The 15,633-nt window shown below is 55.2% G+C and carries 13 protein-coding genes; 7 read left to right on the forward strand and 6 right to left on the reverse strand.

Features of this window, described 5'->3' with window-relative positions:
• Positions 1 to 40: 40 nt before the first annotated feature.
• Genes JJB07_RS07180 through JJB07_RS07190 form a run of 3 tightly spaced genes read right to left on the reverse strand, consistent with a single transcriptional unit; the run spans position 41 to position 4,197 of the window.
• Complete coding sequence (locus JJB07_RS07180) at positions 41 to 2,026, reverse strand: methyl-accepting chemotaxis protein (RefSeq protein ID WP_201632920.1); 1,986 nt, start codon at positions 2,024 to 2,026, stop codon at positions 41 to 43.
• A 39-nt stretch (positions 2,027 to 2,065) separates the two neighbouring features.
• Positions 2,066 to 2,896, reverse strand: coding sequence for a Cof-type HAD-IIB family hydrolase (locus tag JJB07_RS07185; protein ID WP_201632923.1), 831 nt, complete (start codon positions 2,894 to 2,896; stop codon positions 2,066 to 2,068).
• Positions 2,897 to 2,928: 32 nt separating this feature from the next.
• Positions 2,929 to 4,197, reverse strand: coding sequence for an HD domain-containing protein (locus JJB07_RS07190; RefSeq protein WP_201632926.1), 1,269 nt, complete (start codon positions 4,195 to 4,197; stop codon positions 2,929 to 2,931).
• A gap of 146 nt (positions 4,198 to 4,343) precedes the next feature.
• Here JJB07_RS07190 and JJB07_RS07195 point away from each other — a divergent pair, with 146 nt between their 5' ends.
• Positions 4,344 to 4,784, forward strand: coding sequence for a hypothetical protein (locus JJB07_RS07195; RefSeq protein WP_201632929.1), 441 nt, complete (start codon positions 4,344 to 4,346; stop codon positions 4,782 to 4,784).
• A 58-nt stretch (positions 4,785 to 4,842) separates the two neighbouring features.
• On the opposite strand, the gene JJB07_RS07200 is transcribed toward JJB07_RS07195, so the two are convergent.
• Together JJB07_RS07200 and bcp are read right to left on the reverse strand one after the other, a co-directional pair.
• Positions 4,843 to 6,012: an iron-containing alcohol dehydrogenase gene (locus tag JJB07_RS07200; RefSeq protein ID WP_201632932.1), complete on the reverse strand. Its 1,170-nt coding sequence runs from the start codon at positions 6,010 to 6,012 to the stop codon at positions 4,843 to 4,845.
• Positions 6,013 to 6,030: 18 nt separating this feature from the next.
• Entirely contained in the window at positions 6,031 to 6,501 is a 471-nt protein-coding gene (bcp, locus tag JJB07_RS07205) for a thioredoxin-dependent thiol peroxidase (protein ID WP_201632935.1), read from the reverse strand.
• A 155-nt stretch (positions 6,502 to 6,656) separates the two neighbouring features.
• Between bcp and ytvI (JJB07_RS07210) the strand changes: the two genes are divergently transcribed.
• The 6 genes from ytvI (JJB07_RS07210) to JJB07_RS07235 all read left to right on the forward strand — a co-directional run bounded on the left by ytvI (JJB07_RS07210) (position 6,657) and on the right by JJB07_RS07235 (position 11,867).
• Entirely contained in the window at positions 6,657 to 7,739 is a 1,083-nt protein-coding gene (ytvI, locus tag JJB07_RS07210) for a sporulation integral membrane protein YtvI (RefSeq protein ID WP_201632938.1), read from the forward strand.
• 68 nt (positions 7,740 to 7,807) lie between these two features.
• Entirely contained in the window at positions 7,808 to 8,896 is a 1,089-nt protein-coding gene (locus tag JJB07_RS07215; RefSeq protein WP_201632941.1) for a sporulation protein, read from the forward strand.
• 90 nt (positions 8,897 to 8,986) lie between these two features.
• Complete coding sequence (gene ytvI, locus JJB07_RS07220) at positions 8,987 to 10,021, forward strand: sporulation integral membrane protein YtvI (protein ID WP_236587929.1); 1,035 nt, start codon at positions 8,987 to 8,989, stop codon at positions 10,019 to 10,021.
• Between the two features lie 49 nt (positions 10,022 to 10,070).
• Positions 10,071 to 10,562 (forward strand): hypothetical protein, encoded by a 492-nt coding sequence (locus tag JJB07_RS07225; protein WP_201632947.1) that lies wholly within the window; start codon positions 10,071 to 10,073, stop codon positions 10,560 to 10,562.
• 110 nt (positions 10,563 to 10,672) lie between these two features.
• Entirely contained in the window at positions 10,673 to 11,329 is a 657-nt protein-coding gene (locus JJB07_RS07230; protein ID WP_201632950.1) for a cobalamin B12-binding domain-containing protein, read from the forward strand.
• Positions 11,316 to 11,867, forward strand: coding sequence for a hypothetical protein (locus JJB07_RS07235; protein WP_201632952.1), 552 nt, complete (start codon positions 11,316 to 11,318; stop codon positions 11,865 to 11,867). Before JJB07_RS07230 ends, JJB07_RS07235 begins: the two co-directional genes overlap by 14 nt.
• 41 nt (positions 11,868 to 11,908) lie before the next feature.
• On the opposite strand, the gene JJB07_RS07240 is transcribed toward JJB07_RS07235, so the two are convergent.
• A complete protein-coding gene (locus JJB07_RS07240; protein WP_201632955.1) occupies positions 11,909 to 15,478 on the reverse strand; it encodes a chemotaxis protein CheB in 3,570 nt (1,189 codons plus the stop codon).
• Positions 15,479 to 15,633: the final 155 nt, after the last annotated feature.

Below are 15,633 nucleotides of genomic sequence, written 5' to 3' on the forward strand. Positions count from 1 at the left end.
CAAAAAAAGACTTGGCACCCGAGCGGGGCCAAGTCTTTTTTTATTTCAGGCGGAACTTGCTGACGTCTTCGCGGAGGTCTTCCGCCAGTTCGGCGAGTTGGTTGGAATTCTCGGCGATGACTTGCATGGTTTGCAGAGATTCTTCGGAGGCGTTCGACGCAGCGTTGACGCTTGCGACCATCTCGGACGTCATCTCGCGAACATGGCGTACCGCCGCCACACCGGCCGCTGTGCTCGTCGCCTGCTGCCCCGCTTCGTCCCGCATATCCCGAATCTGCTCTTCCACACTGCCCACATGCTCCAGAATTTCGGCGAACGCCTGCGACGTCGCTTGCACGGCAACCACTCCGACTTCCAAGCGCTCGCGCAGATCGCCGGTCGTCTCGCAGACATCGACCACGCTGCTTTCAATCCGGCTCACCAGCGACTCGATTTCTTCGGTCGCCACCCGCGATTGATCGGAGAGCTTCCCGACTTCCTGTGCAACGATGGCAAACCCTCGTCCATGCTCCCCGGCCCGAGCTGCTTCAATCGACGCATTCAACGCCAGCATCCCGGTTTGCTTGGCAATCGCTTTGATGCGATCCACAATTTCATGAATGCTCTCGGCAACCGCTTGCAACGCCAAGACGCGCTGCTCGTTTGTGACAGAACTTTGCTTCACATCCTGCATCGTGGAGATCGAACGCGAGACTTGCGATTGTCCAATCCCTGCGGACTCCCGCATGAGTTCAACCGAATCGACAGCCATCTCCGAATGATGCGCAATATTCTGAGCGAGACCCTCCAGCGCATGCAACTGCTCGCCCGCTTGCTCCATCTGCTCAAACGTGCGGTCAACCATCGACGTGACATCAGAGGACGACGCCGCAATCAGGTGCAGCGTGCTCTTGGCTTCCTCGGTCGAAGCGGCAAACTCCCGACTGCGTTCACTCAAAGCGTTCGATTCTTCATGCAACACGGAAACGAGATGCTTCAAACCATCCGTCATCGCCAGGAACGAGCGCACGATGTCCCCCATCTCATCCCGAGACGAGGTGGCACTGAGTTTTTTCATCTCGGCGTTCTCCGTCAAGTCACCGCCGGCCACGCGAGCCATCTCGGTGCTCAACCGCGCCAACGGTCTCGACAAGCGGTTGTACAGGGCAAATGCGACGGCGCTGCCCAGCAGCAACACGACAATTCCGCCAAGTCCGGCCCGTTGCAACAAGTCATGGCGAATCAACGCCCCCGTTTGCGAAACGGTCTCCGTGCCGAGGAATCCGATCTTGCTTCCAAACACATCGGTCAGCGGCCCGAGCGTGATCGTTTCCTGCCCTTCGTCTACCACGTTGGAGAGCACCAACGGCTCTGTGCGGTTCTGAACCTGCTGGTAGAGTTCGGCAGATTTTTCAGCATCGAATCCACCGTAGGTGGACAAAGTGTTCTGACCATTGTACATGACAATTTGCGTATTGTTGACCGATTTCACATTGGCGAGAAATGCCGGGTCGACTTTTTCCAAGAGGAACAGCAGACCGTTCGGCTCTTCCTCGCCTTTCTCGTCGGTGATCTTGGAGAACCCGACGAGCATGAGACCTTGGTCTGTCTGGATGAGGCCCGTGCGACCCATTTCTTGTTGGAGCGACGAAGTCGCTTTTTTCAAAATGTCGTCGAACTCAATCGGTTCGACAACACGTTGTTGTGTGACATTTCCTTGCAGGTCGGTGACGTAGATGCCCACGATCGACTTGTTGGTGTCCATCAAGTTGAGGACATTGTCCTCGACCCACGTGGAGTCCCCGTCTGTCATCGCTTGGTGCAGGTCGCCCCAATAGGCGTTGGTCTTGACGTAACTCGACCAATTCTCTCCGATATAACTCAGCATCTCATGCGCCCCTTGCAGGTCGCCGGTGCCTCTCTCTTGTTCCATCTTGGCGTAGCTGTTTTCAATCCCCGAGTAGATCCACGTACCCAACGCAATCATCGGGACTAGCAAGAGCAAGAAAATGATCAGGATGATCTTCGTGGTGATTGACCCTTTCATGTTGCGACCCTCTCCCCTTTACCCCTGAAGAAACTGCCTCTATTCTAACATCTTTTCACGAATTAAATAAGCTACACCGTCTTCGTCGTTCGTTTTGGTTATCCAGTCAGCCCGTTCCTTTAAGGACGGATGTGCATTGCCCATCGCAACGCCAAGTCCGGCGAACTCGATCATCTCCCAATCGTTGGTGTTGTCCCCGACGGCGACGATCTGCTCAGGCGCGATGTTGAAAACTTCGGCGATATGCTGGATGCCGGACGCTTTGGTCGTGCCGTAATGGAAGCATTCGAGCAGCGAGAAGCCCGGCCAGTCGTGGTCGGAGATGACCATGTTGAAGTTCTGCGGGAGTTTTTTCAGATCGTCGTAGAGCGGCAGAATTTTCTCGGTCTTGTCGATCAGCAAGACTTTGATCGGCTGCAAGTGGGCTACGTCCTTCAAACTCTCCACTTGCTGCACCACTTCCGGGATGTGCGTGTGGATGAAAATGTACGCTTCCGCAAATCCGGGGTCTTGGTCGTAATACGTATCGACCCCTTCAAACGTGTGGACAAAAACGCTCGACCAGAGACCATGCGCTGCGATCACGTCGAGAATCGCATCGGTGGTCTCTACATCCAACGTTTGGTGCAACAAGGTCTTCTGCTCCAACGGATCGACGACGACCGCTCCGTTGCCGAGGATGACGGGCACCGAGATGCCGATTTGCTTCACGATGTCGACGACCCCGCGCAGTTGGCGGCCGGTGGCAAGCGTCACGATGATACCCTGGTCGTACGCTTCACGAATCGCTTCAATCGTCGCTTGGCTGAGTTCCATCTTGGAGTTCAGCAAAGTGCCGTCAATGTCCGAAATGAGCATCTTGTATGTCATGTGTGAACCTTCTTTCTACCTATTTATATACGCTAAATTTTTAACGCTTCCAACCACCCGCGAATCGGCTTGTAGGAACCTTCGCCGCGCAGGACTTCTTTGGGGCAGAAGATGCGGTGTTGGGTGAGCGGTTTGAGCGAGCGGACGAGAGCCGAGGCGTCGGCGATGTCCATTTTGTCCCCGTCGTCATCGACCAACGTGATGCCTTGGCGGTACATGTGGTACCCGGCTCCGGTGGCGTGTCCGAATGCGATGTAGTATTCAGGATTGAGACCTTGCGCGCGGAACATGTCGCGAACCGTTTGTTTTTCGACTTCTTTGAGTTCGCGGGTGAGAATTGAGCCGTACAGACGGCGGTTGATGAAGCGGTCGGCGAGGTCGCGCAGAATCGCATCGTCCGATTCGGTCCAGCGGTGGAACGTGTACATCATCACGCTCTCATCCAGACGCAAGTATTCTTCGACGGTGAGATCGTCCATGTTGTCTTTGCCAAGGAAAGGTTGCAGCTCTTCGGGGAGGAACAACTGTTGGCCGCGCTCGTGAAGTTTTTTGGCGCGCAGGAACGCGTGTTTGAGCAAAACGTCGGAGCTCAGGGTGACCGGGTGCAGGTAGACTTGCGAATACATGAAGTAGCGGGCGAGGATGTATTGCTCGACAGTTTGTTGACCGGACATTTTCACGAGGATGTCGTTGCCTTCGGGACGCATGACGCGAATCAGGCGTTCGAGTTCGAATCTCCCGTACGTGACGCCCGTGTTGACGGCGTCGCGAAGCAGGTAGTCCATGCGGTCCACGTCGAGTTGGGAGGAGATGAGTTTGACGACGAGGGGGTACTTGTCTTTTTTGGCGATGACGTCGGCGACGTCCTGCGGGAATTGATCGTCGACACGGCGGAGGATTTTGTTGACTTCCGGTTCTTCCAGCAAGATGCGTTGGGAGAATTCTTCGTGGTGGAATTTAAACACGGTCTCAATCGTATGGGAAAACGGCCCGTGGCCGATGTCATGCAAGAGTGCGGCGCAGAGGGCGAGCAAACGGGTGCGTTCGTCGCCCGGCCAGCCGAATTTGCGTTCAAAGTGCGACAGGACTTTGCGCATCGTTTCATAGACGCCAAGACTATGTGTGAAACGGGTGTGTTCCGCGCCGTGATACGTCAAATACGCGGTGCCAAGTTGGCGCACGCGACGAAGGCGCTGGAACGCGCGGGTGTTGATGAGATCCCAAATCAATTTATCGAACACGTAGATGTAATCGTGTACAGGGTCTTTGAAGACTTTTTCTTTGTCCACCCATTCGGTCATGGGAGTTCCTCCTTACTTTGCTGTCTACTTGTGAGGATATCACAAATTCGCTGTCTGCAAGCGAAGGAATGGTTTTTTTGTGCAAACTTCTCTATAATGGTGGGTGAATGGTACACATTTTGGATGTAAGGGGTTCGACGAGACCTATGAATAGACATGACCGTTTGCTGTATCTGTTTGATCGGCTCCCGGTGGAGAAGCAACATGATTTGATGAATTTGATGGAGACGTGGAACGCCATGCCTGCGCTTTCGGTAACGGACCCGAGCGGAGAGTTGAACCCGGCGTTGGAGGATTCCATCGGTCGCGAGTGGTACTGCCTGAACGCGCTCAAGAAAGTCGTCTCCACCCACTTCCCGCCGCGCCTCGAACTGGCGTACGTAGCGTTCCACCCCTACCTCGACTCGGTCTCCACCGCCAAAGCCCGCCGTGCAGCCGAGCAGATGTACACGCTGGAAGCCGCGTATGAGCTGAAGCGAATCTACGAGAACGACCCGGAATCGGACGTGTTCACCGAAGAAGTGACCGAGCAGTTGCACCGCATGCTCCACGACTGCGAAGTTCAAGAACAGCAGAGCAAGAAGTAAGCGAAAAAGCCCCGTGGCCGGGAACGGCACGGGGCTTTTTTTGCATGCATGTGTTTGCTTAGAGGCTCATCTTGAGGATGGCTTTGGCGTCTTCGCGGTCGAGGGTTTGGAAGCCGCCGAAGGGGCCGGCGTGCATGCATTTGTCGGCCATGAGGTCGAGGTTGGTGTCGTCGATGTCGTAGTCGGCGAGACGGGACGGAGCATCGATCGACGTCCAGAAGTCGCGCAGGCGGTCGATGCCTTCCAGGGCGACGTCACGGTCGGACTTGCCGGTCGGGTCTACGTGGAACACGCGAACGGCGAGTTGCACGAAGCGCGAGATGCCGACGCCTTTTTCGACGGCGTATTTCATTTTGTTCGGGAACAGGATCGCCAAGCCGCCGCCGTGCGGGATGTCATACACCGCAGAAACCGCATGCTCGATGTTGTGCGTCGCCCAGTCGCCTTGCATGCCCATGTAGGTCATGCCGTTGAGCGCCATCGTACCGCTGTAGAGAATCGTTTCGCGGTGTTCGTAGCTTTCCAGATTCTCCAGCAGTTTCGGTGCGGTTTCGATGACGGTGCGCAGGATCGATTCCAAGAAACGCTCTTGCAACGGCGTGTTGGTGCTGTGCGAGAAGTAGCTCTCGAACACGTGCGACATCATATCGACCATGCCGTAGATGGTGTGTTCACGCGGCACCGTGAAGGTGTTCACCGGATCGAGGATCGAGAATTTCGGGTAGGTCGCTTCCGAGCCCCAGCCGAGTTTCTCTTTGGTTTCCCAGTTGGTGATGACGGAGCCTGCGTTCATTTCGGAGCCGGTCGCCGCCAGCGTCAGGACGGTGCCAAACGGCAGGGCGTCGGTTGCTTCGACTTTGTGCGAGATGAAATCCCATGCGTCGCCGTCATACTTCGCACCGGCCGCAATCGCCTTCGTGCAGTCGATGACAGAGCCGCCGCCGACTGCGAGCAGGAAGTCGATGTTCTCGTTCTTGCAGATGTCAACGCCCTTGTGTACGGTCGACAGGCGCGGGTTCGGTTCCACGCCCGGCAGTTCGAAGACATTGACGTCGAGTTGTTTAAGCTGGTTCATGACGTTGTCGTAGAGCCCGCTTTTCTTCACGGAGCCGCCGCCGTAGACGACGAGGATGTTTTTGCCGTACTTCGGCAGTTCGGTTTGCAGCGCTTGCACTTGGTCGCGACCAAAGATCAGGCGTGTCGGGTTGTAAAATGTGAAGTTTTCCATATGTAGGTGCCTCCTGGGTTACGCGAGATTTTTGACGTCTTCCAAGACTTTGTCGACGTGTCCGGCGACTTTGACCTTGGGGTAGACTTGGGCGATGTTGCCGTCCTTGTCGATCAGGAACGTGGTGCGCTCGACACCCATGTACTTTTTGCCGTACATGTTCTTCTCTTTCCAGACGCCGTACGCTTCGAGAGCAGTATGCTCTTCATCGGCGAGGAGGATGAAAGGAAGTTCATACTTCGAGATGAACTTTTCGTGTTTCTTGACCGGGTCCGGAGAGACGCCGAGGATGACGGTGTTCAAGTCGCCAAACGCTGCGTGCAGGTCGCGGAAGCCGCAAGCCTGTGTCGTACATCCGGGAGTATCGTCCTTCGGATAAAAGTAGAGCACGACATTCTTGCCGCGCAGGTCGCTCAACGTCAAGTTCTCACCGGTGCTGGCCGGAAGCGTAAAGTCCGGCGCTTGCGTGCCGACGGTAATTTCTGCCATGGGTAAATCCCTCCAACATACGAGTTTGTCTCGATACTAGCATAGGAAGTTTTTGCATTCTGTAAACTCGCTTACGGTGTTAGCGATGCCGATACCACTCTCCCGCAAATTCTGGTATGATTTACCTACCAATTCCATCAAAAAAGGAGGTTCCCATGCTAGCCTTTGTCACGAAGCATTTCCTCTCCATCGTCAACCTCGCGCTGTGGTTGGCGTTTGGCTGGTTGATCTGGATCAGCGGCAAGTGGGTGCTGCCGTTCGTCGTGCCTTTGCTGTTCGGGATCTTGATCGCCGTTTTGATCGAGCCCGTCGTGAAACTGCTTTGCCGGTTGAAACTGCCCCGGTCGCTTGCGACTTTGACAACGCTGGTCGTATTCTTCGGCGGGAGTTTCACATTGGTCACCCTGCTCATCGCCAAACTGGTGATCGAGTTGGCTTCCTTCGGGAGACAAGTTCCCGAAATGTCCACCGGGCTCGTCGCTCGTGTGCAAGACTTCGTCCACGGAGCTGTGGACTTCTACGGTACGCTCTCTCCCGAGATGTCCGCCAAAGTGCAGGACACGATGAACGACATCGCCACAGCCCTGACCAAATTCGGCACCGGCCTGCTCAACTCGATGAAAGACACCGTGCTCTCCGTCCCGTCCACCGTCACCATTTTCGTCCTCTCACTCTTGATCGCGTTCTTCATCTCCAAAGACTTCCGCCTCTGGCAAGTCCGCTTCCTCCGCTTGCTGCACCCGGAAATTCGCAAGCGCGGCGACGTCGTGCTCGATGATCTCGGCAAAGCGACGTTCGGCTATCTGCGCGCTCAGTTGATTCTCATCTTCATCACATATGTACAAGCCCTCGCCGGCCTGCTGATCTTGCGCGTCGAGTATGCGTTCACCCTGTCTTTGCTCGCGGCGTTCCTCGACATCCTGCCGTTGCTCGGCACGGGCTCGCTGTTCGTCCCTTGGGCGCTGTACATGCTGGCAACCGGCAACACGAAACTTGGCATCGGGCTGTTGATCGTCTACGGGTTGATCGTCGCCGTCCGCCAAGTGCTGGAACCTAAAGTTCTCGCCGAATCGATCGGCCTCGATCCGCTGGTCACACTGGTCGTCATGTACGCCGCTTACCAAGCGATCGGATTCGTCGGCGTCATCCTCGCCCCGTTCCTGATCATCATGTTTACCTCGCTGTTAAAGGTTCGCGCTTTTGATTTCCTTATTGATCATGACGCGGGTATGGAATAATTTCCAACTTTTCGTTATACTGTCAATATGAGTGATCCTTAACCCAATCAAAAGCGAGGGATTTAGCAGTGTTCAAAAAACTCCTTAACAAAATCGGCATCGGCTCTGCGTCTGTCAATCTGGTTCTGGAATCTGACCGCGCACGAGTCGGCGAAGAACTCCGCGGCACGATCATGATCAAAGGCGGCAACGGCGAAACCAAAGTGGACGCCGTCAACGTCAACCTGATCATGAACGTCAAACACGGCGATGACGAGCAAACCCACGAAATCGCCAAGATCAACATCGTCCAAGGTCTGGTCGTCCGCGAAGGCGATGATCTGCAATTCCCGCTCCGATACACCCTGCCTTCCCTCCCGCAGTCCTCTCCTTACGTGAAATTTTCCGTGCACACGGAACTCGACATCCCGGGTGCTGTGGATAAGCATGACTTCGATGATTTCTACGTGCTGCCGGCAGAACCGGTCGGCCTGATCCAAGAAGCCATCCATCATCTCGGCTTTGCTCCCAAGGAAGATTCCGGCGAGATGGAAGGCCATTTCCAAAAATTTGAATACAAGCCGGTCGGCGGTGCCTTCCACGGTCGTCTGTCCGAACTTGAAGTGATCTTCCTGCTCGAAGAAGAAGGCGTGCGTCTGTACGTGGAACTCGACCACAAGGCCGGCGGCTTCGGCAAGGAAATCGAAACCACCCCGACCGTGTTCATCGGCTACGGCCACTTGACCTCCGTCGAGAACGCAACGGCGGTGTTGGTCGACTTCCTGGAGCAAGAAATTCACAGCGCAGGTCACGGCGCACATGGCCACGCGACGCATGCGTCCCACGGGCATCATGAATCTCACGTCCACTCGCACGAATCCCACGACTCCGAACTCGGCTCCGCGATCGTCGGTGGCTTGGTCGGCGGTCTGGTCGCAGCTGCCGTCGATGAAATTGTAGAAGAAATCGTAGAAGATGCGATCGAAGACGCACTCGGCCTCGACGACTTCCAAGACAGCATCGACGAATCGGTCGCCAACCTCGAAGCGATCTCCGCCGAAATGGACGCATCGGTTGCCAACCTCGAAGCTGCCATCGAAGACTACGACGACGCAGTCGAAGATCTCGAAGAAGCGGTCGAAGAATTCGAAGAAGAGTACGAAGACGAAGAAAACTAAGCCAAGACAAAAAAAGAGACCGGCCCCCGTGGCTCGGTCTCTTTTTTTGGAAATGAGGATATAGATAGAAGAGGGAGAAAGGAGTTGACCATGTTCCCCTACACCCGCATCTTCTGGTTCCTCATCCTCGCCGTTGCGGCGTACTTCATCTTGCCACACAGCGTGCCGATCCTGCTCGCGCTCATCACGGCCATCGTGTTGGAACCGCTCGTCCGCATGATCCAAAAAGGCCTGCGCTTCAAACGCATCTGGGCCGTGACGATCACGTTCACGGGGTTTCTCTTGATCGTCTTGAGTTTGCTCTACTTCTTGACCACGCGGATGGTGGTGGAAATCATCGACCTCTCGCAAACGCTGCCGGAGTATTTCGCCAAGATTGCAGGGCCGATCCAGAGCTGGATCACCACTCTGCAAGGCTATTACGAGCAACTCCCGGCTGCCACCGCCGCCAAACTTCAACAAGCAGCTTCCGGAGGTCTCGATTCGCTCAACGGTCTGACCACCACGGTGCTCTCCGGGATCGTCACCCTCGTTCGATCCTTGCCGAACTTGCTGATCGTCTCCACCGTCTACGTGATCTCGCTGTTTCTGTTCCTGCTCGACTTGCCCGGTCTCGTGCGCGGTTTCCTCGGGCTGTTTGAAGACAGCACCCAAGTCAAAGTGCGGATGATCTTGAACAACCTCAACCGTGCCATCATCGGCTTTTTGCAAGCGCAGGTCTTGATCTCGTTCCTCACCTACGACCTCGTGTTGGTCGGGTTGTGGATTCTCGGCGTCAAGTACGCGCTCGCCGTCTCGCTGATCATCGTGATCGTCGATTTTCTGCCGGTGCTGGGAACGGGCGCTGTGATCGTGCCGTGGGCGACGTACGCCTTTCTGTCGGACAACCGGTCGCTCGGCTTTGGTTTGCTGATTCTCTACGTGCTGATCATCATCTTCCGCCGCATCGTCGAGCCGAAGATTCTCGGCAATTCACTCGGCATCTCGGCGCTCGCCACCTTGATCTCGATGTATCTCGGGTTCATGGTGCTGGGTTTCATGGGGTTGATCGTCGGGCCGGCGCTCGTCATCCTCTACCAAGCCTTCCGAGAAGCTGGATTCTTCCGATTCCGCATCCGCTTGTAAATGCCTTCCTACTTGTGGTACTTTTGGACAAGGGAAGGAGCGAATGTCGATGAAAAAAGCCGCACTGGCGCTGCTGCTTACCTTCTTGTTCGCAGGTTGCACGTCTGACAAACAGGATACCGCCCAGCAGAATACGCCCAAACAACCAGATCAACAACAAACCCAACCGTCCACCCAAGAGCCCGCCGCCACGACGCCGGACTCGCAGACGCACGACGATGTTCGTGCCGCCTACGGTCTGTCCAGCGATTACATGGAATTGCCCGCAACGGCCATTCCGAGCCTCGGTCTCGGTCAAGTCGAGAAACTTGCGCTCGACCAGAAGCAAGGACTGGCTCTCGCAAAGGCCGTCACCACGGGGATTTCCAACTCCGGTTGGCAAACGCAAGACTCCACGCCCGGCATCTTCATCTCCACAGACGGCAGTGCATTTGCCATCGGGATGAAGAAAAAAGACGGCAGCTTCAGCCTGGAACGCTTCGAATTGCAAGCGGACGGCACGTACAAAAGCACGGGCAAGGAAACCAAACCAGCCAAGTAAGAATTTTCATAAAAAGGTTCTCGTCCTCCCAAGGGAAACGAGAGCCTTTTTTGCTATAATAGAAGTTGAAGATTGAGTACGTATTTCTTCGAGAAAGTAGAGGACTGCTTATGAATTTGGAAGCAGAGCGTTTTGCTGAGCATCTGTTGACAGCCGACCTTGAACTCGCTTGGACCGAGTTGGAGCGGTATACGAGAGCGGGCCAGAACTCCCTGTTTCTCTATCACCGCTTGCTGACTCCTGCACTGTACCACATCGGACGGCTGTGGGAACGCGATGCGATCTCGGTCGCAGATGAACACCTCGCCACCGGCGTGTGTGAAGTCTTGCTCTCCCGTTTCGAGTCAAGTCTGGCCGCCAAGCCAGTCGTTTACAAGGGCGCCTCCAAACGTGTGCTGCTGTTCGGAATGGAACAGGAACGTCACATCCTGGGGTTGCGCATGGTCGCCTCTCAGTTTCGCGAAGCCGGATGGCAAGTTCGCTTCCTTGGAGCAGACCTGCCGTTGGAATACGCGGTCAACGCGGCGTCGCGCTGGAAGCCCGACGCGATTGGCATCACCCTGTCGATCACTCGAAACTTGCCCTCGCTGGAATTGTACGTGAATACGCTGGAAGCGCTGGATCACTCCCCGACCGTTTTGGTCGGTGGACGACTGGTTTCTCTCTGCGATTTGACACCCTATGTGTCCGAACAGACCGTTCTCGTGAACGACCTGCTTCACTTGGCACAGTGGTTGTATGGAGGCGTGCAACGTGCCACATCCTGAGCGCGAACCGCTTCCGATGCCGTCGTTTGAAGTCGATGGCGAACTGAACATCTTGTACGCGTCCCAAGCAGCTCTCTCGTTGTTCGAACCCGCTTCTAACTTTCTGGAGATCGTTGATCATGACAGCCGTACCAAAGCCCGACGTCTGCTTCATCCGACGTCGCACTTGTCGCATCTGGAGTTGAACTTGGTGGACACGAGCGGCCACCTGCTTTTGTTTGATGTCAGCCAACATTGGCGGATGGAAAGCGGACACGCGCAGATCACCTGTTGGTCCAAGGATGACGAACTGCTGCAAGTCGTCGAGCAGTTACGCCGCCTGCAAGAACAGGTTCAATACGGGGGGACGCTCATAGAAGCGCCTCCCTCCCCCAAACCGACGGTGCGAGAAGACTCCCTGCGCACGGCGAGGATGCACGTTCGCACGATGCGCGACCTGCTGCACATCCTCCGCCCCACGCTTGTCGATGCGGGCAAGACCGCGTATGTCACGTTGCTGGAAGCCGAGTTGGATCAATTAGAAGATCTCTTTCGATAAAAAAGACCCGATCCGTTTGCGGATCGGGTCTCTTTTTTTGCTTACGGAAGGGTTGGCAAGATGATGTCGATCGTCGTGCCGACGCCCACAATGCTGGAAATCTGGAAACGACCGCCGTGGTCTTCGATGATCTTCTTGCTGACCATGATCCCGAGCCCGGTGCCTTTGTCCTTGGTGGTGTAGAACGGTTCCCCGATGCGACGCAGTTGTTCTTCGGGGATCCCGATGCCTTGGTCTTGGATGCGGATGAGAACATGGTTTTGATCGTGCCGGCGGACGGTGAACGTGATTTCGCCGCCGGACGGCATGGCTTCCATCGCGTTTTTGAGCATGTTGATCAAGACTTGCTTGATTTGGTTCTCCACACATTCGACAAATGGTAGCGGGTTCGCCAATTCGGAATTGATGTGAATCTGATTCATGATCGCTTGGGTTTCCAAGAGCATCAGCACGTCATTGAGGATCACGGCCAAGTTCGCCCGATGGAAGTTCAGCTCGTGCGGTTTGGAGAGCATCAGCAATTCATTGATGATCTGCTCAATCCGGACGAACTCCGACGACATGATCTTGACGTAGGTTTCGTTCTTGTCACCTTCGACGTGGAGCAGTTGGAGGAATCCCTTGAGCGCCGTAAGCGGGTTGCGAATCTCGTGTGCGATCCCGGCCGCCAGTTGACCGACTGCGGAGTGCATTTCCGATTTGCGCAGAAGTTCCTCGGTACGCTTGTGTTCGGTGATGTCTTGCGAGGTTTTGAGGAAGTGGATCGTTTCGCCCGTCTCGTTCTGCAAGGGCAGGAACGAAACTTGCTCCCAGCGTGACAGACCGTCTTTGCGGAGACTTTCCAACTCCCCGGACCAGCGACGCCCTTGGCGAATCGTTCTCCAAATCTCCTCAAACTCCACTCCGCCGGCTCCGCTCACTTCATGAAGGTCGCGCATGGAACGGCCGAGCACTTCGTTCAGTTCATATCCGGTCAAGCGAGAGTAGGTCGCGTTGACGTACTCGACCTTGCCTTCGACATCGGCAATCAGCATCGTGCTCGGGCTTTGCTGAATCGCATAGGAGAGTTTTTGCAACTCTTGGTTCGCACGCTTCAAGTCGGTGATGTCGACAAACGTGACGACAACACCCTTGATTTGATTCTCAACGGTGCGGTACGGCAAGATCCCCACACTGTACCAATCGCCCTCTACCGTCTGAATCTCTCGCTCCGTCGGAACGACATGGGTCAGTACTTCACGTGCGTCCTCCAGCAAGCGGTCGTACTTCAAACGATGCGACATATGGGAGAGCGGACGACCGATGTCGATCTCCAAGAGGTGAATCACTTTGGTGACCGCAGGCGTGAACCGGCGAATGCAGAGATCATGATCGAGGAAGATCGTGCCGATTTTGGTGGAGATCAAGAAGTTGTCCATGTCATTGTTCAGTTCTGTCAATTCCAAGATCTTGCGCTGATGCTCCGCATTGACCGTGAACAATTCCTCGTTGACCGACTGCAGTTCTTCGTTGGTACTTTGCATCTCTTCGTTGGCGGCGATCATTTCTTCGTTGGTCGCTTGCAGTTCTTCGTTGGACGTTTCCAACTCTTCGATGGTCGCTTGCAAACTCTCTCTGGCGTACGACAGTTCCCGTTCGAGCTCTTCGATGCGGAGCTTGACGTTGTCATCCGGATTGTACGGAGTGGGGATGAGCGTCGGGATGGTCTCGTTGTCCGATTCTTCAAAAAGCAACAGCAGCAAGTCGTTGTTGCGAGCCGCTTTGAATTTTTTGACGGTGATGTTGACGGTGATCTGCTGGCCCTCGACACCGGGAATGGCGACGTTAAGGTAGCGGACCGGCTGGTCGTTTTTTCGCACTTTGTGCAGAGCGGTTCCGATGAAGACCGAAAGCGGCGTGGAGACCATCTTGTGGATGTTAAAGGACAGTTTGCCGCGCGGGATGACGAGGTACTTGCTCAGATCTCCGAACGTGTGGACGACATCGTTGTTCCCGTCAAGCAAGATCGACGGCGGCATGTATTCTTCGATCAGCATCGAATAGACGTCATCGAGTTTGCGCAACGGCTGGGGAACCGGCGTATGAGTCAACTCGCGATTCCCCTGACGAACAGTTGTCCCGGCGCTACCGAGCATGTCGAGTGTGGTCTGTGTCTTGACCTGCATCGTGGGGGAGGTGATGGCATGGCGGAAGATGTTCCATCGCTTGTCGTAGTGTTCAAACAGATGGGTCAACTTGCCGACGCTCTCGGAGGGTCCGAGGAAGAGGTAGCCGTATTTGTTCAAGGAAAAATGGAACAGGCTCAGGACTTTTTTCTGCACATCCGCTTCGAAGTAGATCATCATGTTGCGGCACGTGACCAAATCCATGTTGAGGAACGGCGGGTCTTGGATGATGTTGTGCGGCGCAAACACGATCGGCTTGCGCAGTTCCTTGGTCACTTGGTAGGCATCGCCGTGTCGGATGAAGTAGCGCTCCACGTACTCCTTGGGCACATCTTCTTCCAACTGCAACGGATAGTTGCCAAGGCTCGCGTACTGCACCGATTCTTGATCGAGGTCGGTGGCGAAAATTCGCAAGTCCAAATCGTGGCCGTGCTCCCTCAAGTACTGCTGGAACAACATCGCCACCGTGTAGGCTTCCTCACCGGTTGAGCAGGCGGACACCCAGACGCGAATCTCTTTCTCGCCGCTTTTCAACTTGTGCTCGACGATGGACGGGATCACTTTTTCGTACAAGGCGGCGAACGCCTCCGGGTCGCGGAAAAAGTGCGTGACCCCGATCAGCAGATCTTTTTGCAACGCGCTGATTTCTTCGGGATGACTCTCGATATACTCACGATACCCGACCGGAGAGGAGATGCTTTTCAGCTTCATCCGTCGCTCGACCCGCCGAACGACCCCCGCTCGCTTGTAGCCGGAGTAGTCGATGCCGTGGCTGTCCTTGAGCAACTGGTAGAGGGCAGGCAGAATTTCTTCAACATCATTCGTATCTAAAGGCACGAGGACGCCCAGCAACTTGCGTGCCAATTCTTCCGGGGTCTGCACATGATGGACGAGCCCGGTGGAGATGGCGCTGCGGGGCATGCCTTCAAAAGCAGCCGATGCTTCGCTTTGCACCATGACGAGACCGCCCACATCATGGATCGCCCGAATGCCGCGTGTCCCATCTGTTCCGGTTCCGGAGAGAATGACCGCGATGGCGTTTGATCCTTGATCGCCAGCCAACGATTCGAAGAAATCGTCAATCGGCTGAAGCGAATCGCGTTTGGTTGCATAGTCGTTCAGTCTCAAGACCCCGTCCCGTACGGTCATAAATTTTCGTGGGGGAATCAAGTAGATTTGGTTCGGTTCAATCTTCAGTTCGTTCGTCACGACGGAGATGTGCATCGTGGTATGCCGTGCCAGCAGTTCCGCCATAAAGCTCTTGTGCTCGGGGGACAAGTGTTGCACGATCACATAGGAGGCCCCAGTGGCGGACGGAACGAAATCGAAAAACCGCTCCAACGCCTCCAAACCGCCAGCCGATGCACCGATCCCGACGATGCGCACGGGAGTTTCTTGCCGTGTGGGCGGTTCCTGCGCCTCAGGCAAGCTATGAGAAAAAGACATTGAGTTGTCTCCTTTCGATTCAAAAAAAAGAGCGATTGTCAATCGCCTAATGACTATTATAATTATTGCGGTTTCCGCAAAAAAAGTCTATAGATGAAGAAGTATCCTTGATTATTTTCGATGGCATATACAATATAAAAAACCCCCTCGATGCC

Source organism: Tumebacillus amylolyticus, assembly GCF_016722965.1.
Classification (GTDB): Bacteria; Bacillota; Bacilli; order Tumebacillales; family Tumebacillaceae; genus Tumebacillus; species Tumebacillus amylolyticus.

Coding starts and splice junctions, on each gene's coding strand:
- JJB07_RS07180 (WP_201632920.1), bottom strand. CDS start 2,026: ATGAAAGGGTCAATCACCACGAAGATCATCCTGATCATTTTCTTGCTC.
- JJB07_RS07185 (WP_201632923.1), bottom strand. CDS start 2,896: ATGACATACAAGATGCTCATTTCGGACATTGACGGCACTTTGCTGAAC.
- JJB07_RS07190 (WP_201632926.1), bottom strand. CDS start 4,197: ATGACCGAATGGGTGGACAAAGAAAAAGTCTTCAAAGACCCTGTACAC.
- JJB07_RS07195 (WP_201632929.1), top strand. CDS start 4,344: ATGAATAGACATGACCGTTTGCTGTATCTGTTTGATCGGCTCCCGGTG.
- JJB07_RS07200 (WP_201632932.1), bottom strand. CDS start 6,012: ATGGAAAACTTCACATTTTACAACCCGACACGCCTGATCTTTGGTCGC.
- bcp (WP_201632935.1), bottom strand. CDS start 6,501: ATGGCAGAAATTACCGTCGGCACGCAAGCGCCGGACTTTACGCTTCCG.
- ytvI (WP_201632938.1), top strand. CDS start 6,657: ATGCTAGCCTTTGTCACGAAGCATTTCCTCTCCATCGTCAACCTCGCG.
- ytvI (WP_236587929.1), top strand. CDS start 8,987: ATGTTCCCCTACACCCGCATCTTCTGGTTCCTCATCCTCGCCGTTGCG.
- JJB07_RS07225 (WP_201632947.1), top strand. CDS start 10,071: ATGAAAAAAGCCGCACTGGCGCTGCTGCTTACCTTCTTGTTCGCAGGT.
- JJB07_RS07230 (WP_201632950.1), top strand. CDS start 10,673: ATGAATTTGGAAGCAGAGCGTTTTGCTGAGCATCTGTTGACAGCCGAC.
- JJB07_RS07240 (WP_201632955.1), bottom strand. CDS start 15,478: ATGTCTTTTTCTCATAGCTTGCCTGAGGCGCAGGAACCGCCCACACGG.